Genomic DNA, 25,430 nt, shown 5'->3' with positions numbered 1-25,430 from the left:
GCGGACGCATTCGAATACGACGTAAGGATCCAATGACCTCCTCTTCTTCCCCTTCCCAGGACGCGCGGGACGACGCACAGACTGCGGCGGACTCGCAGAGCTTCACCGAGAGCCTTCGGGCCGACGCCCTGATGGAAGAGGACGTCGCCTGGAGCCACGAGGTCGACGGTGACCGGGACGGCGCGCAGTACGAGCGCTCCGAGCGCGCGGCCCTGCGCCGCGTGGCCGGCCTCTCCACCGAACTCGAGGACGTCACCGAGGTCGAGTACCGCCAGCTCCGCCTGGAGCGGGTCGTACTCGTGGGCGTGTGGACCTCCGGCACGGCGCAGGACGCGGACAACTCCCTCGCGGAGCTCGCCGCCCTCGCCGAGACGGCGGGCGCACTCGTACTCGACGGCGTGATCCAGCGCCGCGACAAGCCCGACCCGGCCACCTTCATCGGTTCCGGCAAGGCCCGCGAGCTGCGCGACATCGTCATGGAGAGCGGCGCCGACACCGTCGTCTGCGACGGCGAGCTCAGCCCCGGCCAGCTCATCGCCCTCGAAGACGTCGTCAAGGTGAAGGTGGTCGACCGGACCGCCCTCATCCTCGACATCTTCGCCCAGCACGCCAAGTCCCGGGAGGGCAAGGCACAGGTCGCGCTCGCGCAGATGCAGTACATGCTGCCGCGCCTGCGTGGCTGGGGTGCCTCGCTGTCCCGGCAGATGGGCGGCGGCGGCGGTGGCGGCATGGCCACCCGAGGCCCCGGTGAGACCAAGATCGAGACCGACCGGCGCCGGATCCGCGAGAAGATGGCGAAGATGCGCCGGGAGATCGCGGAGATGAAGACCGGCCGCGACATCAAGCGGCAGGAACGGCGCCGCAACAAGGTGCCCTCGGTCGCCATCGCCGGATACACCAACGCAGGCAAGTCCTCGCTGCTCAACCGTCTCACGGGCGCGGGCGTACTCGTGGAGAACGCGCTGTTCGCCACGCTCGACCCGACCGTGCGCCGGGCCGAGACGCCGTCCGGCCGGATCTACACCCTGGCCGACACGGTCGGCTTCGTCCGGCACCTGCCCCACCACCTCGTCGAGGCGTTCCGCTCCACGATGGAGGAGGTCGGCGACTCCGACCTCATCCTGCACATCGTGGACGGCTCGCACCCGGCTCCGGAGGAGCAGCTGGCGGCGGTCCGCGAGGTCATCCGCGAGGTCGGCGCCGTCAAGGTGCCCGAGATCGTGGTGATCAACAAGGCGGACGCGGCGGACCCGCTGGTCCTCCAGCGCCTGCTGCGGATCGAACGGCGCTCCATCGCCGTCTCGGCGCGCACCGGCCAGGGCATCGAGGAACTCCTCGCGCTCATCGACGCCGAGCTGCCGCGGCCGGCGATCGAGGTCGAGGCCGTCGTGCCGTACACGCGCGGCTCCCTGGTCGCCCGCGTGCATGCCGAGGGTGAGGTGATCTCCGAGGAGCACATCGCGGAGGGCACCCTGCTCAAGGCGCGGGTGCACGCGGAACTGGCGGCGGAGTTCGCTCCGTACGTGCTCGCGAAGCACTGACGCGGCGGCCCCCGGGTCGCGCCGCACACGAAGAGGGCCCCCGCGGTGCGGGGGCCCTCTCCTGTCATGCGGTACGTTCGCGGGACCGCCGCCCGGTCACGAGACCGGGGACCGTCCGGCTACTTGAACTTGCCGCTCACCGCGTCGAAGATGCCCTTCGCCTCCGGACCCAACCGGGGCCCGGCCAGCCAGCCGGCCTTCGCGGGGCCGATCGAGGTGTTCGACACCAGCGCCGGCTTGCCGTCGGCGCCCGCCGCGACCCAGCCGCCGCCCGAGGAACCGCCGGTCATCGTGCAACCGATGCGGTACATCGCCGGGTCGGTCGTGTTCAGCGCCAGCCGGCCCGGCTTGTCGGTGCACTGGAAGGCCTTCTGGCCGTCGAACGGAGCGGCCGCCGGGTAACCGGTGGCCGTCATGTTCGCGATCTTGGGCGTGGTCGGAGCGGTGAACTCCACCGGGAGCGCCGTACCGACCGTCTCCTCCAGGGACTTGCCGCCACCCTTCTCGGGGGTCACGTGCAGCACCGCGAAGTCGTACGGAGCGCCCGCGCCGCCGGTCGGGCCGCCGGTCGCGATCCACTGGTCGGACGTCTGCGCCCAGTCGCTCCACCACACGCCGTAGGGGGCCACTTGCTCCCGGGGCGCGCCCTTGAGCGCGGCCGCCGGCTTGCCCGCGTTGTTGTACGACGGGACGAAGGCGATGTTGCGGTACCAGCCGCCGGACTTGCCCGCGTGCACGCAGTGGCCGGCCGTCCAGACCATGTTGGACTTGCCGGGGTGGGCCGGGTCCTTGACCACGGTCGCCGAGCAGACCATCGAGCCCTCGGGGCCGTCGAAGAAGACCTTGCCGGAGGCCGGGACGCTCTGGTGGTAGGGCGGGTTCACGGCCTTGGCCGCCACCGGGGCCGGGACGGGATCGGTCACGCCCTGGTCCTTGCCCGCGTCGGGGTCGACGGCCGGGGGCTGCGGGGTCTTGTCGGCATCACGCATCCGGTCCGGGTCCCACAGGTCCTCGATGATCGGGTTGATGTAGTCGCCCGCCTCGCGGAGCCAGTCCTCCCTCTTCCAGTCCTTCCACGCACCCCCCTTCCACTTCTCCAGGTCGATGCCGTGCTCCTTGAGCTTGTCCTTGAGGCTGTCCGGGATCTTCACCCCGTCCAGGCTGGTGGGCAGGCTCGCCGCCACGGTCGGCTTGGCGTCGGTCTCACCGTCGCCGGGCCCGCACGCCGCGGCGGTCAGCGCGAGCGCGGCCGAGCACAGGATCGCGGTGACCGGTCGGATCGGTCGCATGTCGTGAATCCCCCTGGTGGTTCGGGATGGTGCATGGGTGGCTGCCTGGATGGCGCCTGGGTTGCAGCACCCCACTATGCCGCTGCCGAGGGGGACGGCACAGGCCGGGGCGACGGTTCCGCCGGCGGGGGCCGAATCCCCGCGCGGGACAAGGATCTTGGGGGTACCCGTGATCCGCCGCCGCCACCGTCGTTGGTACGCACGGGGGATGGGGGAGCCGCGTTGGTGTTCGAGGCGCGCTCCGGGAGAGAACCGTGCGGGAGGAGCGACATCCGTGGCTTTGACGAGCGGGCAGGCCGAGGCCGCGGCGCACGTCCTGCCCCGGGCCGGCCGGGGACCGCAGGCCGGCCGGGGACCTGGTACGGACGTGGGGCCGGAGGCGGTCCCGGACGCCGGGGGCATGGTGGGAGCGGCCGCGGGGCTGGTTGCGGGTCGGGCGGCGGATCCGGTGGCGTCGCCGGCCGCGGGGCCGGTTTCGGGTGGGGCGGCGGGGCCGTATTCGGGTCGGGCCGCGGGGCCTGGTGCGTCGCCGGCTGCGGGGCTGGTAGCGGGTCGGGCGGCGGATCCGGTGGCGTCGCCGGCCGCGGGGCTGGATTCGGGTGGGGCGGCGGGGCCGTATTCGGGTCGGGCCGCGGGCCCTGGTGCGTCGCCGGCCGCGGGGCTGGTAGCGGGTCGGGCGGCGGATCCGGTCGAGCCGCCGGCCGCGGGGCCGGTTGCGGGTCGGGCCGCGGGGCCTGGTGCGTCGCCGGCCGCGGGGCTGGTAGCGGGTCGGGCCGCGGGGCCGGTTGCGGCGTCGGGTGAGGGCATCTTGCGGCGGCAGGCCCAACGGGAGTCCGCCGCGCGGACGTACGCGCGTTCCCTGCCCATCGTCCCGGTCCGCGCCCGCGGACTGACCATCGAGGGCGCGGACGGACGGCGCTACCTCGACTGCCTCTCCGGCGCCGGCACCCTCGCCCTCGGCCACAACCACCCGGTGGTGCTCGAAGCCATCCGCGGAGTGCTCGACTCCGGGGCGCCGTTGCACGTCCTGGACCTGGCGACTCCGGTCAAGGACGCCTTCACCACGGAGCTCTTCGCGAACCTGCCCGCCGGGCTGGCCGCCGACGCCCGCATCCAGTTCTGCGGCCCGGCGGGTACGGACGCCGTGGAAGCCGCACTCACGCTCGTCCGCACCGCCACCGGCCGGTCGGGACTGCTCGCCTTCACCGGGGCCTACCACGGCATGACCGCCGGGGCATTGGAGGCCTCGGGCGGTGCGAGGGACGTACGGGTGACCCGGCTGCCGTATCCGCAGGACTACCGCTGCCCGTTCGGGGTCGGCGGCGCCGAGGGGGCGGAACTGTCGGCCCGTTGGACGCAGTCCCTGCTGGACGACCCCAAGGGCGGAGTGGCCCCGCCCGCCGGGATGATCGTCGAACCCGTCCAGGGCGAGGGAGGCGTCCACCCCTCCCCGGACGCCTGGCTGCGCACGATGCGGGAGATCACGGCGGAGCGGGGGATCCCGCTCATCGCCGACGAGGTCCAGACGGGGGTCGGGCGGACCGGAGCCTTCTGGGGCGTCGACCACGCCGGGGTCGTGCCCGATGTGATGGTGCTGTCCAAGGCCATCGGCGGCAGCCTGCCGCTCGCGGTCATCGTGTACCGGGCGGAGCTGGACCAGTGGGCTCCCGGAGCCCATGCCGGGACCTTCCGAGGCAACCAACTGGCCATGGCGGCGGGCACCGCGACACTGGCCTACGTCCGGCGCAACGGCCTCGCGGACCGCGCACGGGTCCTGGGCGCGCGGATGCTGGCCTCCCTGCGCGGCCTGGCCGCGCACCACGCCGCCATCGGGGACGTACGGGGCCGCGGGCTGATGATCGGCGTCGAACTCATCGACCCCGACACCGGCGAAGCCGCGCCCGCCCTCGCGGTGGCCGTCCGCCAGGCGTGCCTGGACCGGGGCCTGATCGTCGAACTCGGAGGCCGCCACTCCAGCGTCGTCCGCCTCCTGCCTCCGCTGACCCTGACCGACGAACAGGCCGCGGCCGTCCTCGACCGCCTCGCCGACGCCATCCCCGCCGCCACCCGCCGCTAAGGACCCCCATGCCCGACCCCATCCACCCCGGCCTCCCACAGCCCCCCCGGCCCCCGGCCTACCCCGCCCCGGCGTCCCCGGCCGTCCCGGTGGCCTGGGCTGCCCCGGCTGCCACGGCCCTGGCCGCCCCCGCCCCGGCTGCCACGGCCCTGGCCGCCCCCGCCCCGGCTGCCACGGCCCTGGCCGCCCCCGCCCCGGCTGCGCCGGCCGTCCCGGCCGCCCCCGCCCCGGCTGCGCCGGCCGTCCCGGCCGCCCCCGTCCCGGTGGCGCCGGCCTCGGCTGCCCCGACCCCGACTCTGGCCGCCCCCGCCCCGGCCGTCCCGGCTGCCCCAGTGGCCTCCGCCTTGGCCGCCCCCGTCCTGATGGCCCCGGTGCCGGCCGCCCCCGTCCAGGTGGCCCCGGCTCCCCTGGCCGCCCCCGTCCCGGCGGCCCAGGCGGCCCCCGCCCTGGCCGCCCCAGTCCCGGTAGCCCCGGCTGCCCCCGCCCTGGCCGCTCCCCTCCTGGTGACCCCGGATGCCCCTACCCCGGCCGCCCCCGCCTCGGCTGCCCTGGCCGTCCCGGTGGCCCCGGCTGCCCCAGCCGTCCCGGCTGGCCCCGCCTTGGCCGCCCCCGTCCCGGTGGCCTCGGCTGCCCCGATCCCGGCCGCCCCTCCGAGAGTCGTAGGTCCGCCCGCAACCCCGGCCGCGCTGGACGCCGCTTCCCCGACGCCACCCCCTCCCGGACCGAGCAGCGCATCCCCGCCTCCGGCGCCGGGCGGACCGGGCTTGCCGAACGGAGCCCCCCCAACCTCCACACCCCTTCCGCCGGGCGGGCGGCCCGGCCTGACCGCGCCGGGCAGCGCCTGGACGCCTCCTTCCGCGCAGGCCGCGCCCGGTTTTGTGGGGCTGCCTCCGCTCGCGCAGGCCAGGACGGGCGGAGTCTTCCCGACGCCTACGCCGGGCGGGCAGGTCGCGGGGGACACTGCTCTGCCGTTGTTTCCGGCCCCCGCCGGCCTTGCGCTGAAGTCACCCGACTCGGCCACGCCGGACGGGCCACTGCCGCCGCTTGCGACTCCCGCGCGGCCCGGGTCGGCGGGAGCTTCGCCGACCTCGCCGTCTTCGCCGGTCGCAGCCGGGGGCGCGGCCGCCGGGCCCGGCCTGTGGGCGTCGCCCGCCGCCCCGGCCGCGACTGCGCTGGGCGCGTCCGGGACGGCGTTGGCGTCCTCCGCGCCGACGATGTCCGGCGGCCCTCTGCCCTCCGTATCGGCCTCCAGCGCGGCTGAGGCTTTCGCCCTTCTGCCGGTGTCGCCGCGCCCTACCGTGCCTGCCGGGTCCCTGCTGTCACCGAGGCCTCAGGCGGTGGCCTCACCGGGCGAGGCTTCGCCGCCCCTGCCACTTCCGGATGGTGCCGCAGTGCCTGACTTCGAAGCATCGCCGTCTCACGCTGCCGCGTCCCCTCAGCCCGCGGCTGCGCTGGGCGATCCGTCCCCGTCGGCTTCTGCGCATGCCGCGCCGAGCAGGCCTCTGCCGTCCCTGGAGGCCCCCGGCGGGTCTGAGGCACCCGGCCTCGCGCCATCCAGGCCGGATACTGCCGTCTCCGCCCCGATCCCGGCCATCCCGCTGCCGACCCCGCCGACTCCCGGTCTCGCTGTGTCCGACGAAGATCAGCCCTCCTTGTCGCCCTCGGCCGGGGTCGGAGTCGCCGCCCGCCAGCTGCTGCCGCCGGACGGCCCGCAGCAGACTCAGCCGGTCCCCGTACCCGCCGAGCCGGGCGAAGCGGAGTCCGCCTCGTCGGCTTCTGCCGGGGTCGGGGTCTCGGCCCGCCGGCTACTGCCGCTGGGGGGCCCGCAGCAGACTCTGTCGGCACCCGTAGCCGCTGTGACCGGCGAAGCGCAGTCCGCCTTGTCGGCCTCCGCCGGGGCTCTGGCTTCCGGTCGATGGCCGACTCTGTCGGGTTCCGCGCTGCCGGGCGGGTCGCTGTTGACGATGTCGACTTCCGCGTCGGCCGTTCCGGGCGGGACCGAGCCGTCGGTGTCGGGCGGGCCGGACCCGGACCGGGCCGCCGTGACTGGGCTCGCGCTCCGGCGGGCCGCCCCTGTCGACTCCCGCGTTCGGTCCGCTGGTGACGTGGCAGCCCTCACCTCGGCGGCCGCCGACGGGATGCTGCCGACGCCGTCCGGGTCCCCTACTTCCGAGCGGCCCCCGACCGCGTCTGCCGAGCCCCTGCCCCCGTCGGGTGCTACCTACCGCACCCCGGCCGGGGCGGGCACGGAGCCCGTCCCGGCCGCCGCCACTCCCGTGGGGGCGGCAGCTCCGTCGGCCCCCGCCCCGGCCCCCGTGCCGGCCGCTTGGAGTGGGCCCGCGCTCGCCACGCCCCCTCATACCGGCATGCCGGCAACCACGTCCGGCCCGGCCGCGCTGCCCCCGACTGCTTCCGGCGCGGCAGCACCGGACATCGGCGCCCGGGCCGCCGCCGCCGGCAGCGAATCCAGGACACCGCTGTCGGGTCCGGCGCCGGCGACTCCCTCCGGCACCCCATCTGCGGCGGACCGTACCGCCTCGCCTGACCCCGTCGTCTCGCCCCCTGGGTCTGATGCGGCAGCCCAGGCTTTCCCAGCCGCGCCGGAAGCCCGGCCCGCTTCGAGTCTCGCCGCGGGGACCGCGGCGCCGCCGCCGGTCGGGCCCTGTCCGGCGCCCTCCGGCGCCGCCGACCCGGCTGCGCCCACCGCGGGGCAGGGGCAGCGGGACGGGCTGTCGGAGGCAGCACGGCCGGGGGCATTGCCGGGGTGGCCCGCCCAGTCGCCCGCCCCCGCTGGGTCCTGGGCTCCGCCGGCTCCGGCCGCCGGCGCCGTGAAAACGCCCGGGTCCACCGGGGACGCGGCGACCTCCGCACGCCGCGAGCCGTCTCCGACGTGGTCCGGCGCCTGCGAACCGCCCGCGCAAGACACCACCTCCCCGGGCCCATCCGGGCCCCCGGATGCCCTACCGGCATCCGGGGACCGGCCCGCTCCGCCCGCCGGGCTGACCGCCGAGTCCCTGCCGGGCATGCCCGGCCAGGGCATGCCGTGGCCGGCGGCCGAGCCGCGGCCCGGAGGGGAGACCGCCACCGTGCCGCGGCAGAAGGACGGCACGGTACGACCCCGCGCGGGCGCGGGCGACCCACTGGACCACCCCGAACCCCGGGTCGCCGCCGAGGCCGCGACCGTGGAGGGCCTCCTGCGGTGCTGGGTCCGCGAGACCGGACTCGGTCAACCGGCCGGTCCCGTGCTGCGCGTTCCCCTGCCCGCGACCGGCGCCGCGCTGCTCGTCGCCGTCCGCTACTGGTCCGCAGCCGGCTGGCACCGCTTCGGCCCGGCCCGGATCGAAGGCGCCCCCGCCGCCGCCCCCGCAGTGGACGCCGTCACGCTCGCCGCGCTGATCTCCCGCGAAGGCAGCGCCGCGGCCGCCGATGCCGCGCCCGCCAGTGCGGCACTCGGTAGTGCGGACCTCGTCGGCCGGGTCGCCGACTCGGTGCACCGGACCGCCGAGTTCATCGACGACCGCCGCCGGCGCCCGGCCGCCCCGAGCCCCGTGGCCGCGAACCGGTTCCTCACCGCCGAACAGTCCCTCCTCCTGGGCCACCCGCTGCATCCGACCCCGAAGAGCCGCGAAGGCCTCTCCGAAGCCGAAGTGCGCTGCTACTCACCCGAACTGCACGGCTCCTTCCCCCTGCACTGGATGGCGGTCGAGCCCGCCGCCCTCGCCACCGACTCTGCCTGGACCGAGCGGGGTCGCCCGGTCTCCGCCGCCCGACTGCTGGGCCGCCTCGCCCCCGGCCTTTCGGTGCCCGACGGCGCCACCCCCCTTCCCCTTCACCCCTGGCAGGCCCGTGACCTGCTGCAGCGTCCCGCGGTCGCCGCCCTTCGCGACGCCGGACTCCTGCACGACCTGGGCCCGTACGGCGAGCCTTGGTACCCCACCTCCTCCATCCGTACCGTCCACCGGCCCGGTGCCCCCGCGATGCTCAAGCTCTCCCTGGGCCTGCGCATCACCAACTCCCGCCGTGAGAACCTCCGCAAGGAACTCCACCGGGGCGTCGAGGTGCACCGGCTGCTCCGCACCGGCCTCGCCGAGCAGTGGCAAGCCGCCCACCCCGGCTTCGACATCGTCCGCGACCCCGCCTGGGTCGCCGTAGACGCCCCGGACGGCACCCCCGTCCCCGGGCTCGACGTCATGCTCCGCCACAACCCCTTCCGCCCGGACGACGACGCCCTTTGCATCGCCGCACTCACCGCACCCCGCCCGTGGCCGGGGCGGACCACCATGACCTCCCGTCTCGCCGAGACCGTCGCGCGTCTCGCCGCGACCACCGGACGGACCACGTCCGCCGTCTCCGCCGAGTGGTTCCTGCGCTATCTCGACCACGTCGTCCTGCCCGTCCTCGCCTTCGACGCGCTCGCCGGCATCGCCCTCGAAGCGCACCAGCAGAACACGCTGGTCCTCCTCGACCCGGCCGGCTGGCCGGTCGGCGGCCGCTACCGCGACAACCAGGGCTATTACTTCCGTGAATCACGCCGCGCGGAACTCGAACGCCGCCTCGCCGGCATCGGCTCCGCCAGCGACACCTTCGTCTCCGACGAGGTGACCGATGAACGGTTCGCCTACTACCTCGGCATCAACAACGTGCTCGGCCTCATCGGTGCCTTCGGGTCCCAGCGGCTCGCCGACGAGCGCGTCCTGCTCGCCGCCTTCCGCCGCTTCCTCGGCAAAGCCAAGGGCCTGGGCCCGCTCCCTGCGCGGCTGCTCGACTCGCCCACCCTGCGCTGCAAGGCGAATCTGCTCACCCGCCTGGGAAACCTCGACGAGCTGGTCGGCCCCGTCGACACCCAGTCCGTTTACGTCACCATCGCCAACCCCCTTCACGATTGACGCGTCCGTACCGACACGGAGAAGAGCCCTCGATGCCCTCCACCGCCTTCCACACCGATGCGCCCCACACCGATGCCTCCCGCACCGCCGCGCCGCATCTCACCGCCCGGCAGCTGCCCCTGCTCGCCGAAGCGGATCTGCTCGACTCCCCGGCGGGCTGGGGCTGCATCACCACACGCGCCGGAGCCTTCCGCCTGGAACCCCTACGGCTCGACCGTGACCTGGACCTGCTCGCCCGGTGGATGAACGACCCGGATGTGGCTGCTTACTGGGAACTCGCCGGCCCCGCCGCCGTCACCGCCGCCCACGTGCGGGCACAGTTGGACGGGGGCAGCCGCAGCATCCCTTGCCTCGGCCTCCTCAACGGCACGCCGATGAGTTATTGGGAGATCTACCGGGCCGACCTCGACCCGCTCTCCGCGCACTACCGGGCGCGCCCCCACGACACGGGTATCCACCTGCTCATCGGGGACGGCACGAACCGCGGCCGCGGTCTGGGCACCATGCTCCTGCGCGCCGTCGCCGACCTGGTGCTCGACAACCACCCTCGTTGCATGCGCGTCATCGCCGAACCGGACATCCGCAACACCCCCTCCGTATCAGCCTTCCTGAACTCCGGTTTCCGCTGTTCCACGGAGATCGAACTGCCCGGCAAGCGCGCGGCGCTGATGATCCGCGAGCGGGCGCTGCGCAATCTCCTCTGAGTGCCGCTCCGCACGTCCCGGATCACACACGCACACCCACCCGCCTCCCGCTCTCCGTGTGCAGCGTCCGTATCTCTCACATCGAAAACTCTGCGTCGCGCAGCAAAGTTCCCGAGCTTCCGAGGAGTCCCGTGCAGAATTTCTCCGCAGCCCCAGACTCCGCAGGCGCCCGCTTCTCGGACACCGTCCTCCCATCGCCGCAGCACCCGTGCACCCCGCCCGAACTGAATGGTCCGACCTGGGACGCGGCTGCCCGCCGCCTGCTCGCCAAGATGCTCGGCGAGTTCGCCTACGAGGAGATCATCAGCCCCGTCCCCGCGCCGGGTGCTTCCGCCGACGCCTGGACGCTGACCCTCGACGACGGCAGCAGTCTCGGCTTCCGAGCCCGCCGCCGCGCGTACGGCAGCTGGCACATCACCCCCGACACCATCACCCTCACATCGGCGCCCGCCCCGCCCACCACCGCCCCATCGGCCGAAGCCCCATCGGCCGAAGCCCCGTCGGCCGACGCCGCCCCGCCACCTGCCACCCCGCCACCCGCCGCCCCGCCGGCCCCCGGCACCCCGATCGCCTTCGGCGACCCGTACGCCTTCCTCATCCGCACCCGCGGCCTCCTCGGTCTCGACGGCGCCACCCTCGGCCACGTGGTCCGCGAGCTCAGCGCCACCCTCGCCGCGGATGCCCGTATCCACCACACCGCGCTCACCGCCGACGTCCTCGGCGACCTCGACTACGCCGCCCTCGAAGGCCATCAGACCGGGCACCCGTGGCTCGTCCTCAACAAGGGACGGATCGGGTTCTCCGCTTCCGACGCCGCCGCCTGGGCCCCCGAGGCCCGCACGGGCCAGCGCCTTCCCTGGCTCGCCGCCCACACCTCCCTCGCGCACTACCGCGGCACCGCCGGCCTGGAGGACCCCGCACGCCTCTACTCCGCCGAGCTCGACCCGATCACCCGTGACCTCTTCGACCGGACCCTGCGCGACCGCGGTCTCGACCCGCGCGGCTACCTCTACCTCCCGGTCCACCCCTGGCAGTGGGACGAGGTCCTCCTCCCGCTCTTCGCCCCGGCCGTAGCCGCCGGCACCCTGGTACCGCTCCCCGCGGACCCCGACGTCCGCCTCCCCCAGCAGTCCGTCCGCACCTTCCTCAACGTCACGCGCCCCGACCGCCACAGCGTCAAACTGCCGCTCTCCGTCTTCAACACCATGGTCTGGCGCGGCCTGCCCTCGGACCTGGCCCTCGCCGCACCCGCCGTCACCGCCTGGATCCACTCCCTCCGCGACGCGGACCCCTTCCTCCGAGACGAATGCGGAGTGATCCTGCTCGGCGAAGTCGCCTCCGTCACCGTCCGCCACCCCGTCTACGACGCGCTCCCCGACGTCCCCTACCAGTACAAGGAGCTCCTCGGCGCGATCTGGCGCGAGCCGCTGACCGGCCACCTCGCCCCCGGCGAGCGCGCTCGTACCCTCGCCTCGCTCCTCCACACCGATCCCCGCGGCCGGTCCTTCACCGCCGAGCTGGTCGCCCGGTCGGGCCTCGCCCCCACCGCCTGGCTCCAGCACCTGTTCGCCGCCCTGCTGCCCCCGCTGCTCCGCTTCCTCTACCGCTACGGGACCGTGTTCTCCCCGCACGGCGAGAACACCGTCGTGATCTTCGACGCGCACGATGTCCCGGTCCGGCTCGCGGTCAAGGACTTCGTGGACGACATCAACATCAGTGCCGAGCCGCTGCCCGAACTGGCTTTTATGCCCGAGGATGTCCGGGCCGTACTGCTCGCCGAGCCCGCGGACTACCTGCCGCAGTTCATCCACTCCGGGCTCTTCGTCGGAGTCTTCCGCTACCTCTCGGCCCTCTGCGAAGACTGCCTCGGAGTCCCCGAGGACACGTTCTGGTCCCTCGTACGGGCGGAGATCCTGCGCCACCACGCCCGCTTCCCGGAGCTCGAGGAGCGCTACGAGCGCTTCGACCTCCTCGGCGAACGCATCGTCCGGCTCTGCCTCAACAGGAACCGCCTGTACGAGGACGGCTACCGTGACCGCCCCGACCGGCCGCACGCCGTGCGGTACGGCACCGTGCCGAACCCCTTGTACCGGCCGTGAGTCCTCATTGGTGCGGTCGGTGTCGGTGGCGCCCCGTAGGGTTGGCACTGCTATGACGAAGCCCTCCCTCCCCGACCTGCTGCACGCCGCCGTCACCGCCGTCGGCGGCACGGAGCGCCCCGGCCAGGTGGCCATGGCCGAAGCCGTCGCCGAAGCGATCGACGACAACTCCCACCGCCTCATCCAGGCCGGTACCGGTACGGGCAAGTCCCTCGGCTACCTGGTGCCGGCCCTCGCGCACGGCGAGCGCGTGGTCGTCGCCACGGCGACGCTGGCCCTTCAGCGCCAGCTCGTCGAGCGCGACCTGCCCCGGACCGTGGAGGCGCTGCATCCGCAGCTCCGCCGCCGCCCGCAGTTCGCCATGCTCAAGGGCCGTTCCAACTACCTGTGCCTGCACCGCCTCCACGAGGGTGCCCCGCAGGACGAGGAGGACGGCCTCTTCGACCAGTTCGAGGCGGCCGCCCCGACCAGCAAGCTGGGGCAGGACCTGCTGCGCCTGCGCGACTGGGCGGACGAGACGGAGACCGGCGACCGCGACGACCTGACCCCGGGCGTCTCCGACAAGGCCTGGTCGCAGATCTCCGTTTCCTCCCGCGAGTGCCTGGGCGCGACGAAGTGCGCGTACGGCGCCGAGTGCTTCGCGGAGGCCGCCCGCGAGCGGGCCAAGCTCGCGGACGTGGTCGTCACCAATCACGCGCTCCTCGCCATCGACGCCATCGAAGGCGCCCCCGTGCTCCCGCAGCACGAGGTACTGATCGTCGACGAGGCCCACGAGCTGGTCTCACGGGTGACCGGGGTCGCGACGGGCGAGCTCACCCCCGGCCAGGTCAACCGCGCCGTGAAGCGGTCGGCGAAACTCGTCGACGAGAAGACCGCGGACTCCCTGCAGACTGCTTCGGAGACCTTCGAGCGCGTCATGGAGCTGGCGCTCCCCGGTCGGCTGGAGGAGATCCCCGAGGACCTCGGCTACGCACTGATGGCCTTGCGCGACGCCTCGCGCAACGTGATCTCGGCGATCGGCAACACGCGGGACAAGTCCGTCCACGACGAGGACGCCGTCCGCAAGCAGGCCCTCGCCGCGGTCGAGAGCGTGCACGGCGTCGCGGAACGGATCATGACCGGCTCCGAGTACGACGTTGTCTGGTACGAACGCCACGACCGCTTCGGCGCCACCCTCCGGGTCGCTCCGCTGTCGGTCTCGGGCCTGTTGCGCGAGAAGCTGTTCGAGGACCGCTCGGTGGTCCTGACCTCGGCCACCCTCAAGCTCGGCGGCGACTTCAACGGTGTCGCGGCGTCGATGGGTCTGTCCCCGGAGGGTGTCGAAGGGGACGACGTACCGCTGTGGAAGGGCCTGGACGTCGGTTCGCCGTTCGACTACCCGAAGCAGGGCATCCTCTACGTCGCCAAGCACCTGGCCACCCCCGGCCGTGAGGGCACGCGCGGCGACATGATGGACGAGCTCGCCGAGTTGATCGAGGCGGCCGGCGGCCGCACCCTCGGACTGTTCTCCTCGATGCGCGGCGCGAAGGCGGCCGCCGAGGAACTGCGCTCCCGGCTCGACCATCCGATCCTGCTCCAGGGCGAGGAGACGCTGGGCGAGCTGATCAAGAACTTCGCGGCCGATCCGAAGACCTGCCTGTTCGGCACGCTGTCGCTCTGGCAGGGCGTGGACGTTCCCGGCGCCAGCTGCCAGCTGGTGGTCATGGACAGGATTCCGTTCCCGCGCCCCGACGACCCGCTGATGAGCGCCCGGCAGAAGTCGGTCGAGGAGCGCGGCGGGAACGGCTTCATGGCCGTCGCCGCGACACATGCGGCGCTGCTCATGGCCCAGGGCGCGGGCCGGCTCGTACGGGCCACCGGTGACAAGGGCGTCGTCGCGGTCCTGGACCCGCGGCTGGCCACGGCCCGGTACGGGAGCTTCCTGCGGGCCACCCTGCCGGACTTCTGGTACACCACGGACCGCAACCAGGTCCGCCGTTCGCTGGCTGCGATCGACGCCGCCGCACGGGCCGAGGACAACTAGTGGTGCGGCCGGGAAGGTGTGCCGGGCGCTGCGACCCGGTGGACCTGCCCGGTGGCGGCACGAGACACAAAGCAGCTCCGGGACCGGCGCAGTAGGTCCCGGAGCTGGATGGGGGCGCGGGGAATTCAGACCCGGCGCAGTACCGCGACGACCTTGCCGAGGATGGTGGCCTCGTCGCCGGGGATCGGCTGGTACGCGGCGTTGTGCGGGAGCAGCCAGACGTGGCCGTCCTCGCGCTTGAACCGCTTGACCGTGGCCTCGCCGTCGAGCATGGCGGCGACGATGTCGCCGTTCTCCGCGACGGGCTGGCGACGGACCGTGACCCAGTCACCGTCACAGATGGCGGCCTCGATCATCGAGTCGCCGACGACCTTCAGGCAGAACAGCTCACCGTCACCGACCAGCTGGCGGGGGAGGGGGAACACGTCCTCCACCGACTCCTCGGCGAGGATCGGGCCACCGGCCGCGATCCGGCCGACCAGGGGCACGTAAGAGGCGGCGGGCTTGCCCGTGGTGTCCGTGGGCTGCGAGCTGGGCTGGTCGGAGCCGCGTACCTCGTACGCCCGGGGGCGGTGCGGGTCGCGGCGGAGGAAGCCCTTGCGCTCCAGGGCCATGAGTTGGTGTGCGACCGACGAGGTGCTCGACAGGCCGACGGCCTGGCCGATCTCCCGCATCGACGGCGGGTAACCGCGCCGCTGCACCGAGTCCCGGATGACCTCGATGACCCTCCGCTGGCGGTCCGTGAGCCCGGAGCTGTCGGCGCGGATGCCTGGAGGTCGCCCTGGCATCGAGCGTGCGGGCCGTACGGGCTCCGCCTCCGGGTTCGGGCTTGCGTCATTCATGGCATGCACCGGCTCGAGTCGGCTCTGGGAGCGGTTCTGGGCAGTGATGGTGGCACTGTCTGCGGTGGTGGTCACGTCGGCCCCTCTCGAAATGTTCTCCCTAGCTGGACAACGGTAGTAGCTTTCGAAAGGTTGCGCCAAACACACGTTCGAGTGAAAAATCCGAGATCACCCGCCGTGGTCAGAACGGGGGGTGTATAGCCGGCGATCGGGCCATCCGAGCCGAACGCGGGTTCGGCTTCGGAGCCACTGCTTACGGTACCCTTCCGGGTCGGGTCGCCGCCGTTCCGGTCTGCGCCAGTGTGGCACCGCGAGGCCACGTATCCAGCCATTGGGCGCGGCGACACGCAGAGCGCCGCAAATCCAGCGCAACCCAAGATCTAGTGGTTGGATGAGCGCTGCCACCCAGAAGTTGTGGTCCTCGGTCTGCTGAGGTCCCCGGCATCGCATATGCTTGTGGCTGCTTCCCGAGCCCCCGACAGAGCTTCGACTCTGCCGTTCAATGGTCTCGTGAGGTGATTCAGTCGTGCCAAGAGGAGGGTGAGGGAACCATGCACTGCCCCTTCTGCAGGCACCCCGACAGCCGTGTCGTCGACAGTCGGACCACCGACGACGGCACGTCGATCCGCAGGCGCCGTCAGTGCCCCGACTGCTCCCGTCGCTTCACGACTGTGGAGACGGCCTCGCTGATGGTGATCAAGCGCAGCGGGGTGACCGAACCCTTCAGTCGTACCAAGGTCATCTCCGGCGTGCGCAAGGCGTGCCAGGGGCGGCCGGTCACCGAGGACGCCCTCGCCAAACTCGGCCAGCGGGTCGAGGAGGCGCTGCGCGCCACCGGGAGCGCCGAGCTGACCACGCACGACGTGGGTCTGGCCATACTCGGCCCGTTGCAGGAGCTCGACCTGGTCGCGTACCTCCGGTTCGCGTCCGTTTACAAGGCGTTCGACACACTCGAAGACTTCGAGACCGCCATCGCGGAACTCCGCGTGCCGCGGCCTCACCCCGAAGGGTGCGAGCCCGGTGGGACCGCTCCGGTCCCCGTGCCCGCCTCCGCCGCCGACTGACCGGACGGCCCGCGGCGCGCTGCACTCGCAGTGCGGAGCGGCCGGTTGGACCGGCGAAGAGACGTAGATACAAGACACAGCACCGTGCCGCGGAATAACGCTGGCACTTTAGGGCGTTTTGCCCGCATTGGGAGGCGGCATGACAGAGACGGCGAGCAGCTCGGCACGAGGTTCCCGCGCCAAGGGAACCAAGACTGCCAAGAGCGGCCTGCGTATCGAGCGCATCCACACCACCCCGGGCGTGCACCCGTACGACGAGGTGAACTGGGAGCGCCGCGACGTCGTCATGACCAACTGGCGCGACGGCTCGGTCAACTTCGAGCAGCGTGGCGTCGAGTTCCCCGACTTCTGGTCGGTGAACGCGGTCAACATCGTTACCAGCAAGTACTTCCGCGGCGCGGTGGGCACCCCGCAGCGTGAGACCGGTCTGAAGCAGCTCATCGACCGGATCGTGAAGACGTACACGAAGGCAGGCGAGGACTTCGAGTACTTCACGTCGCCCGCCGACGCGGAGATCTTCGAGCACGAGCTGACCTACGCCCTCCTGCACCAGATCTTCAGCTTCAACTCGCCGGTCTGGTTCAACGTCGGCACGCCCCAGCCCCAGCAGGTCTCCGCCTGCTTCATCCTTGCCGTCGACGACTCCATGGAGTCGATCCTCGACTGGTACAAGGAAGAGGGCATGATCTTCAAGGGCGGCTCCGGCGCCGGCCTGAACCTCTCCCGCATCCGCTCCTCCAAGGAGCTGCTCTCCTCCGGCGGCAACGCCTCCGGCCCGGTCTCCTTCATGCGAGGCGCCGACGCGTCCGCCGGAACGATCAAGTCGGGCGGCGCCACCCGCCGCGCGGCCAAGATGGTCGTCCTGGACGTGGACCACCCGGACGTCGAGGACTTCATCGCGACCAAGGTGAAGGAAGAGGAGAAGATCCGCGCCCTGCGCGACGCGGGCTTCGACATGGACCTGGGCGGAGACGACATCACGTCCGTCCAGTACCAGAACGCCAACAACTCCGTCCGTGTGAACGACGAGTTCATGACGGCCGTCGAGAACGGCACCGAGTTCGGCCTGCGGGCCCGCATGACCGGTGAGGTCATCGAGACGGTCGACGCCAAGGCGCTCTTCCGCAAGCTCGCCGAGGCCGCATGGGCCTGCGCCGACCCGGGCATCCAGTACGACGGTGTGATCAACAACTGGCACACCTGCCCCGAGTCCGGCCGCATCACCGCGTCCAACCCCTGCAGCGAGTACATGCACCTGGACAACACGTCCTGCAACCTCGCCTCGCTGAACCTGATGAAGTTCCTCGACGACGACGGCAAGGGCAACCAGTCCTTCGACGCCGAGCGCTTCTCCAAGGTCGTCGAGCTGGTCATCACCGCGATGGACATCTCCATCTGCTTCGCGGACTTCCCGACGCAGAAGATCGGCGAGAACACCCGCGCCTTCCGCCAGCTGGGCATCGGCTACGCCAACCTCGGCGCCCTGCTGATGGCCACCGGCCACGCGTACGACTCGGACGGCGGCCGCACCCTCGCCGCCTCGATCACCTCGCTGATGACCGGCACCGCGTACAAGCGCTCCGCCGAGCTGGCCGCGATCGTCGGCCCGTACGACGGCTACGCCCGCAACGCCGAGTCGCACAAGCGCGTCATGAAGCAGCACGCCGACGCCAACGCCGTCGCCCCGCGCACCGAGGACCTGGACAACGTCATCTGGGCCGCGGCGACCGAGGCCTGGCAGGACGTCATCCGCCTCGGCGAGAGGAACGGCTTCCGCAACTCGCAGGCCTCCGTCCTCGCGCCGACCGGCACCATCGGTCTCGCGATGTCCTGTGACACCACCGGTGTCGAGCCGGACCTGGCCCTGGTCAAGTTCAAGAAGCTCGTCGGCGGCGGCTCGATGCAGATCGTCAACGGCACCGTCCCGCAGGCCCTGCGCCGCATGGGGTACCAGGAAGAGCAGATCGAGGCGATCGTCGCCCACATCGCCGAGCACGGCGTGGTCGTCGACGCCCCGGGGCTGAAGACCGAGCACTACTCGGTCTTCGACTGTGCGATGGGCGAGCGCTCCATCTCCGCGATGGGTCACGTCCGGATGATGGCCGCGATCCAGCCCTGGATCTCCGGCGCGATCTCGAAGACGGTCAACATGCCGGAGACGGCGACCGTCGAGGAGATCGAGGAGATCTACTTCGAGGCGTGGAAGCTGGGCGTCAAGGCGCTCGCGATCTACCGCGACAACTGCAAGGTCGGTCAGCCCCTCTCCGCGAAGAAGAAGGAAGAGGAGAAGGCCGAGGTCACCGAGAAGACCGAGGAGACCATCCGCGCGGCGGTCGAGAAGGTCATCGAGTACCGCCCGGTCCGCAAGCGCCTCCCGAAGGGCCGCCCGGGGATCACCACCTCCTTCACGGTCGGCGGCGCCGAGGGCTACATGACCGCGAACTCCTACCCGGACGACGGTCTGGGCGAGGTCTTCCTGAAGATGTCCAAGCAGGGTTCGACCCTCGCGGGCATGATGGACGCCTTCTCGATCGCCGTCTCGGTCGGTCTGCAGTACGGCGTCCCGCTGGAGACGTACGTCGCGAAGTTCACGAACATGCGCTTCGAGCCGGCCGGCATGACGGACGACCCGGACGTGCGGATGGCGCAGTCGATCGTCGACTACATCTTCCGTCGCGTGGCGCTCGACTTCCTGCCCTTCGAGACCCGCTCGGCCCTCGGCATCCACTCCGCCGAGGAGCGTCAGCGCCACCTGGACACCGGTTCCTACGAGCCGCTCGAGGACGAGCTCGACACGGAGTCCCTGACCCCGTCGGCCCCGCTCGCGGCGGTTCCGCCGGTCGCCCCGGCCCCCAAGCCGGTCGCGGTCGCCCCGATCCCGGCCCCCAAGACGGCGCACTCCAACGCCGAACTGGTCGAGATGCAGCTCGGCGTCTCCGCCGACGCCCCGCTCTGCTTCTCCTGCGGTACGAAGATGCAGCGCGCCGGCTCCTGCTACATCTGCGAGGGCTGCGGCTCCACCAGCGGCTGCAGCTGATTCAAGGCGTAACCCAGGGGTGAAACTCCTGGTCAGGGCGGTGGAGCCGATCTTTCGGCGCCACCGCCCTCGGCGTTGTGCTGTCTGGTTGGCCCGCGCTGCGACACTCGGATCCCGCCCCCGCCCCGGCAGTCGGCCATCGGGCTCCGCGACGTTCGGTGTCCTCCGCTACGGCGAGCACACCAGTGCTGCCGCCGTACCTGACCGAGGAGACTCCCGCGGCGGAAGCCGCTACCGGCCCCGGGGTGAGGGCCCCTTCGGACGGGGCCGGGCGGTCGAAGATAGGGGTGGTGCGCAGGGCGTTCGTACCGATCATGGTGGGGGGCGGTACCACCGGAGCGCCCCTTGTCGTCTGATGCGGGGAGCGGGGAAGCCATGTGGAGCGGTGACGAACTGGATCTGGACGCCTATCTGGCGAGGATCGGCTGGAGCGGCGGGGAACTCCGGGCGGACCTCCCCACGTTGAAGGCAGTACACCGGGCCCACACCGGTGCGATCACCTTCGAGAGCCTGGACGTTCTCCTCGGCCGCCCCGTCGAGCTGGAGGTCAAGGCGATCGAGGACAAGCTCGTGCACACCCGCCGCGGAGGCTACTGCTACGAGCAGAACACGCTGCTCGCCGCCGCCCTGGAGCGGATCGGCTTCGAGGTCTCCGGGCGCGGTGCCCGCAACCGCACCCGGGGGGACTCCTTGCTCGCGGTGACGCACGCGATGCTCGTCGTCACCGTGGAGGGGGAACCGTGGCTCTGCGACGCCGGGTTCGGCTGGCAGACGCCTCGTGAGCCCGTGCCGCTGGCACACCCGGGCACCGAAGTGCGGCAGGGGGAGTGGGTGTTCCGCGTCCGGGAGGAGGCGGACGGAGTCCTCGTGCTCTGCGTCCCGCGCGAGGGCACCTGGCGCGACCTGTACGCCTTCTCGCCGCAGCCCTACCACCCCGTCGACTACGTCGTGCTGAACCACTACACCTCCTCCCACCCCCGCTCCGCCTTCGTCGGCCAGGTCATCGTCCAGCACCCGGGCGACCGCGCCCGGGTGGCCCTCGTGGGGCGGGAGCTCACCCGTCTGCTTCCCGACGGGCGGACCGAGCGGCGGGAGGTCGGGGCGGAGGAGCTGCTCGCGCTGCTCGACCGGGAGTTCGGGCTTCGACTGCCCGAGCGGGACGGAGCGGAACTCCTGCGGATGTACTGCGCTGGGGACTGACCCGGGCCCCGCCGGGCCCGTACGATGGCGCAGTGCTGGTCAAGTGGATTCGCTGCACGGTGACGGACCGACGCGGGTTCGAGCGCGGGCAGCGCAAATGGGCGGGGCTGCCCGGCGAACCGGGATTCCGGGGGCAAGGCGGCGGCTGGAGCCGGGGCCGGCAGGGGGTCGCGCACGTCTTCGCCTTCTGGGAGAGCCGTTCCTTCTACGACTCCTTCATGGCCCGCTCGCACGACAGGCTGGCCGCTTCGCAGAACGGTACCTACACCGACGCGCGGGTCACGCTCTTCGACCACCGCTTCGATGTGAAGACGGGATTCGAGCCCCGCTTCACCGACGCCGACGTCGTCCGGGTCGCCCACACCCGGGTGCGGGAGGGCCGGGTCGACCACTTCGCCCTCATGCAGGAGAAGGTGTGGAACCCCGCCATGGCCGGCTCGCCCGGCATGGTCCGGGGTCTCTTCGGCGAGGCTCCCGGGCGTGAGTTCCTCGTGCTGTCGATGTGGCACGCGGCGGCCGAGCACGGAAAGTACCGCCAGGAACGCGTCGAGCGGCTCTCCCTGCGCGCCCAGATCCAGGCCGATGTGGAAGCCCTCACCGGAGACGTCGTCGACCTCGAACCCTCCTGGACGGTGTGACCGCGGAGAGCCGGTCCGACGAGCCGGTTGTATGGCTGCGGCCGGCCAGACCGGCGTGGCCCCGTCGGTCTGCCCGCCGGTGGCCGAATAGGGTCGTGGGATGGTTCGACCACGGCGCATCGTCCTTGTCCGGCACGGGGAATCGGAGGGCAACGCCGATGACACGGTGTACGAGAGGGAACCCGACCACGCCCTGCGGCTGACCCCTACCGGCCGCCGGCAGGCCGCGGAGGCCGGTGTCCGGCTGCGGGAACTCTTCGGCGACGAGTCCATCAGCGCGTACGTCTCCCCGTACCGCCGGACCCTGCAGACCTTCCGGGAACTGCGGCTGGACCCGGCGCGCGTGCGGATGCGCGAAGAGCCGAGGCTGCGCGAGCAGGACTGGGGCAACTGGCAGGACCGTGACGACGTACGGCTGCAGAAGGCCTACCGGGACGCTTACGGGCACTTCTTCTACCGCTTCGCGCAGGGGGAGTCGGGAGCGGACGTGTACGACAGGGTCGGCTCATTCCTGGAGAGCCTCTACCGCAGCTTCGAAGCCCCGGACCACCCGGAGAACGTCTTGCTCGTGACGCACGGGCTGACGATGAGGTTGTTCTGCATGCGCTGGTTCCACTGGTCCGTGGCCGAGTTCGAGGCCCTCTCCAACCCCGGGAACGGCGAATTCAGAGTCCTTCTGCTCGGTCCCGACGGCCGCTACCGGATGGACCGCCCGTTTGAGCGGTGGACCACACCCGAGCCCTACGACCTGGACGGCTAGAGTGACGAGGGATGACCTCTGACTCCTCCTCCGAAAGGCGCTACGCACGCGCCATGGCCAGCCTCCGCGGACTGGCCCTGGGTGACGCCCTGGGTTCCCAGTACTTCGTCCCCGTGAACTACCCGCTGCTCAAGCGGCGCGAGCTGCCCACCGGAAGCGATCCGTGGCAGTGGACGGACGACACCGAGATGGCCTGCTCGGTGGTGGCCGTACTCGCCGCGCACGGCCGCGTGGACCAGGACGCGCTGGCCGCTTCCTTCGCCCACCACCACGACTTCGACCGCGGCTACGGGCCCGCGGTGAACCGGATGCTGCGCCTGATCCGCGAGGGCGCCGACTGGCGCACGCTCGCCGCCGAACTGTTCAACGGGCAGGGATCGTGGGGCAACGGCGCGGCCATGCGGGTCGCCCCGCTGGGCGCCTGGTACGCCGACGATCCGGAGCAGGCCACCCACCAGGCGGAGATCTCCGCCTACACCACCCATCAGCACCGCGAAGCGGTGTGCGGCGCGATGGCGGTGGCCGCCGCGGCCGCCCTGGCCGCCGCTCCCGCCGGGCCGCCGAAGGCCGCCGACCTGCTGGACGGCGTCGTCGCACTGGTACCGCGCAGCGCGGTGGGCGCCGGTCTGCGCCGGGCGCGCGACATGCTGGACTACGGCGACGCCACGACGGTGGCGGCCGTACTGGGCTGCGGGCGGCGCACCAGCGCCCACGACACGGTGCCGTTCGCCCTGTGGTCGGCGGCACGGAACCTGGACGACTACGAGCGGGCCTTCTGGACCACCGCCCAGGTCGGCGGAGACGTGGACACCACCTGCGCGATCGTCGGCGGGGTACTGGGGGCGCGCGGGGACGCGGTGCTGCCGCAGCCCTGGCTCGCGCGGACCGAGGCCCTGCCGGCGTGGCTGCCGGAGACGGCCTGAGCCGTCTCTTTCGGATCGTGCCGGGCCCTCGGTGTCCGGCGCCGCGCCTGGCCGCGTTGACGGGGCGCCCGAGTACTCCAGTACACGGGCGCCCCTCCGCCTTGCCATGCACGGCACCGCGGGCTCGGCCGGCAACCGAAAGAGACGGCTTGGCCGCAGGGCGCCCCGCGCTGCCGCCGACGGCCGGGGCGGGGCGAAACGCCCCCTTCCGATTGTCACGGTCCTGACACAGAGCTCTTTTGAGCCTGTTCAAAACCGCTGCTCACCGGCCTACTCTGTCCGCTTCGCCGCCCCCACTGGGAAAGCCGGGGGCGGCTGGACAGGGGAGGGGAGCCATGTCGGAGAACACCGACGGGAAATCCGGCGGGAACGCCGGCGGTAGCGCGGGAGGCGACTCCGGCAGTAGCGCGGGTGGGAACGCCGCCGGTAGCGCGGGCGGGGGCGTCGGCGGAATCGCGGGCGCGAGGACCGAGGCAGCTGCGGGCTCTGCGGGCGGGGGCGCCGCCCAGCAGGACGCGCCCGCACTCGGCGCGGCGGCGGGCCCGGCCCCGATCGCGGGTGAAGCCGTTGGGGCGGAGGCCGGACCGGCCTCGAAGGGCGGCGCAGGAACCGAGCCGCAGGTCCCGTCACCACAGGCCTCAGCGACTCAGGCCTCAGCGCCTCAGGCCTCAGCGCCTCAGGCCTCCGCGCCACAAGCCCCTGCCGCGCAGGGCACCGCGCAGCCCACCCCCGCGGCGCCGGCCCCGGCTCCGCCCGGTTGGGATCCCCGGGCCTGGCAGACCCATCAGCTGCGCAAGCAGCGTGCCGCCGCCGGTGCGTGGTCGCTGGCTCCGCTCGCCTGGGCCGAGGCGGCCCGGCCCGCAGCGGTGGGGCCCATGCCGGCAGCCGTGCTCGGTGGCGCCCTCGCCTCCGGCGCCGCCGTGGCCCTGTTGCTCGGCGACGGGCTCGGCCCCGGTCTGCTGCTCGCGGTGGTACCGGCCCTCGTCGGCGCATACCTCGCCGCCCGCAGGGCCGGGCGCACCGCCCGCCCGTGGACGGGGGTCTGGGCGCTCGGCTGCCTCGCCCTGCTCGCCGTACCGGGCCTGCGGGACTCCGCCTGGCCCTCCACGCTGGCCCTGCTCGCCGCCGTCCTGACCGGAGCGCTCGCCCTGCACGGCAGCCGCAGTTGGCCCGGCATCCTGCTGAGCCCGGTGGGCTTCCTGGACTCCGCGGTCCTCGGGGTGCGCTGGCTCTGGACCGGGGTGCGCTCACGGTCCAGCGGCAACCGGGAGCGTTGGCTGCCCGTGGCGAAGGCCGCCCTGGTAGCGGTTGCCCTGCTGGTGCTCTTCGGCACGCTGTTCGCCTCCGCCGACGCCGCCTTCGCGGACCTGCTGAGCGGGCTCACCCCCGAAGTCAGCGGTGTGGACGGGCCGGTCCGCTTCCTGCTCTTCCTGCTGGGCACCGTCCTCGCGGTCACCGTCGCCCGTACCGCAGCCGGGCCCTCGCGCTGGGACCGCGTCGAGGTGGCTCCGGGCAAGGCGCGTTCCCGCGTGGAGTGGGCGCTTCCTCTGGTCGTGCTCAACTTGCTCTTCGCCGGGTTCAACGCCGTTCAGCTCACGGTCCTGTTCGGTGGCTACCGCGAGGTCCTCGAAGCCACCGGCCTCACCTATTCCGAGTACGCCCGCCAGGGCTTCTGGCAGCTGCTCTGGGCCACCCTGCTCACCCTCGCCGTCATCGCGCTCGCCCTGCGGTGGGCCCCGCGCGGCGGAGCGGGCGACCGCCGCCTGGTGCGCGCCGTGCTCGGCACGCTGTGCGCGCTGACCCTCGTCGTGGTCGCGTCCGCGCTGCACCGCATGGACCTGTACGTCGACGCGTACGGGCTGACGCGGCTGCGCGTGTCGGTGGCCGGTGCGGAACTGTGGCTCGGACTGGTCATCGTCCTGATCATGGCCGCCGGGGTGTTCGGCGCCCGGTGGCTGCCGCGCGCGGTCGCCGGGAGCGCGGTGGCCGCCGTACTGGCCTTCGGGCTGATGTCCCCGGACGGGATGATCGCGGAGGGCAACGTCGCGCGGTACGAACGGGACGCAAAGATCGACTTGGCGTACTTCCAGTCCCTGTCGGCGGACGCGGTGCCCGGGCTGGACCGGCTGCCCGAGCCGCAGCGGTCCTGCGCCCTGCGCGGGATCAACAACGACCTGGCGCGGGCGGGCGACGTGCCCTGGTACGCCATGAGCCTGGGGGAGCGCCGGGCCCGGCAGATCCTGCGCGAGCGCCCGGTGAAGGCCTCGTACGAGGAGTGCCGGCGCCTGGGCGCCTTCCACGGGCGCACGGAGTACTAGGCCCGACCCGAAGGGCCCGAGCAAGCGGT

General features: G+C 72.6%; 15 protein-coding genes. 13 read left to right on the top strand and 2 right to left on the bottom strand.

From position 1 onward, the window contains the following. Positions 1 to 32 precede the first annotated feature (32 nt). Positions 33 to 1,541 carry a GTPase HflX gene (gene hflX / locus ACFWBY_RS17820; RefSeq protein WP_385340048.1) on the top strand — a complete coding sequence of 503 codons (1,509 nt, stop codon included), beginning with the start codon at positions 33 to 35 and terminating at the stop codon, positions 1,539 to 1,541. 119 nt (positions 1,542 to 1,660) lie between these two features. Here the strand turns inward: hflX and ACFWBY_RS17815 are convergent, their stop codons facing one another. Then, positions 1,661 to 2,830 (bottom strand): trypsin-like serine peptidase, encoded by a 1,170-nt coding sequence (locus tag ACFWBY_RS17815; RefSeq protein WP_385340046.1) that lies wholly within the window; start codon positions 2,828 to 2,830, stop codon positions 1,661 to 1,663. 757 nt (positions 2,831 to 3,587) lie between these two features. Between ACFWBY_RS17815 and ACFWBY_RS17810 the strand changes: the two genes are divergently transcribed. The 5 genes from ACFWBY_RS17810 (at position 3,588) to ACFWBY_RS17790 (ending at position 14,619) form a co-directional block, all read left to right on the top strand. Beyond that, positions 3,588 to 4,907, top strand: a complete 1,320-nt coding sequence (locus ACFWBY_RS17810) for a diaminobutyrate--2-oxoglutarate transaminase family protein (RefSeq protein ID WP_385340065.1) — start codon at positions 3,588 to 3,590, stop codon at positions 4,905 to 4,907. Positions 4,908 to 7,930: 3,023 nt separating this feature from the next. Further along, positions 7,931 to 9,793 (top strand): IucA/IucC family protein, encoded by a 1,863-nt coding sequence (locus tag ACFWBY_RS17805; RefSeq protein WP_385340044.1) that lies wholly within the window; start codon positions 7,931 to 7,933, stop codon positions 9,791 to 9,793. A 32-nt stretch (positions 9,794 to 9,825) separates the two neighbouring features. Next, a complete protein-coding gene (locus ACFWBY_RS17800; protein WP_385340042.1) occupies positions 9,826 to 10,497 on the top strand; it encodes a GNAT family N-acetyltransferase in 672 nt (223 codons plus the stop codon). 131 nt (positions 10,498 to 10,628) lie between these two features. Further along, a complete protein-coding gene (locus tag ACFWBY_RS17795) occupies positions 10,629 to 12,596 on the top strand; it encodes an IucA/IucC family protein (RefSeq protein ID WP_385340040.1) in 1,968 nt (655 codons plus the stop codon). 52 nt (positions 12,597 to 12,648) lie between these two features. After that, on the top strand, positions 12,649 to 14,619 hold the full coding sequence (locus tag ACFWBY_RS17790; RefSeq protein WP_385340038.1) for an ATP-dependent DNA helicase: 1,971 nt from the start codon (positions 12,649 to 12,651) through the stop codon (positions 14,617 to 14,619). 125 nt (positions 14,620 to 14,744) lie between these two features. Here the strand turns inward: ACFWBY_RS17790 and lexA are convergent, their stop codons facing one another. Continuing rightward, a complete protein-coding gene (lexA, locus tag ACFWBY_RS17785) occupies positions 14,745 to 15,536 on the bottom strand; it encodes a transcriptional repressor LexA (protein ID WP_385340037.1) in 792 nt (263 codons plus the stop codon). Positions 15,537 to 16,012: 476 nt separating this feature from the next. On the opposite strand from lexA, the gene nrdR reads away from it, so the two are divergent. From nrdR to ACFWBY_RS17750, 7 genes are all read left to right on the top strand, one after another. Continuing rightward, complete coding sequence (nrdR, locus tag ACFWBY_RS17780; RefSeq protein WP_385340035.1) at positions 16,013 to 16,525, top strand: transcriptional regulator NrdR; 513 nt, start codon at positions 16,013 to 16,015, stop codon at positions 16,523 to 16,525. A 139-nt stretch (positions 16,526 to 16,664) separates the two neighbouring features. Beyond that, positions 16,665 to 19,562, top strand: a complete 2,898-nt coding sequence (locus ACFWBY_RS17775; RefSeq protein WP_385340034.1) for a vitamin B12-dependent ribonucleotide reductase — start codon at positions 16,665 to 16,667, stop codon at positions 19,560 to 19,562. A 345-nt stretch (positions 19,563 to 19,907) separates the two neighbouring features. Beyond that, positions 19,908 to 20,762 carry an arylamine N-acetyltransferase gene (locus ACFWBY_RS17770; protein ID WP_385340032.1) on the top strand — a complete coding sequence of 285 codons (855 nt, stop codon included), beginning with the start codon at positions 19,908 to 19,910 and terminating at the stop codon, positions 20,760 to 20,762. A 32-nt stretch (positions 20,763 to 20,794) separates the two neighbouring features. Next, positions 20,795 to 21,400, top strand: a complete 606-nt coding sequence (locus tag ACFWBY_RS17765) for a YdbC family protein (RefSeq protein ID WP_112451534.1) — start codon at positions 20,795 to 20,797, stop codon at positions 21,398 to 21,400. Positions 21,401 to 21,500: 100 nt separating this feature from the next. Then, positions 21,501 to 22,160, top strand: coding sequence for a histidine phosphatase family protein (locus ACFWBY_RS17760; RefSeq protein ID WP_385340030.1), 660 nt, complete (start codon positions 21,501 to 21,503; stop codon positions 22,158 to 22,160). Positions 22,161 to 22,171: 11 nt separating this feature from the next. Further along, positions 22,172 to 23,083 carry an ADP-ribosylglycohydrolase family protein gene (locus ACFWBY_RS17755; RefSeq protein WP_385340028.1) on the top strand — a complete coding sequence of 304 codons (912 nt, stop codon included), beginning with the start codon at positions 22,172 to 22,174 and terminating at the stop codon, positions 23,081 to 23,083. Between the two features lie 551 nt (positions 23,084 to 23,634). Next, complete coding sequence (locus ACFWBY_RS17750; RefSeq protein WP_385340064.1) at positions 23,635 to 25,401, top strand: DUF4153 domain-containing protein; 1,767 nt, start codon at positions 23,635 to 23,637, stop codon at positions 25,399 to 25,401. The last annotated feature ends 29 nt before the right edge of the window (positions 25,402 to 25,430 follow it).

The organism is Streptomyces sp. NPDC060049 (assembly GCF_042736715.1).
GTDB lineage: Bacteria > Actinomycetota > Actinomycetes > Streptomycetales > Streptomycetaceae > Streptomyces.
The sequence above is the reverse complement of the archived record's forward strand: the minus strand, read 5'-3'. Positions and strand labels throughout refer to the sequence as shown.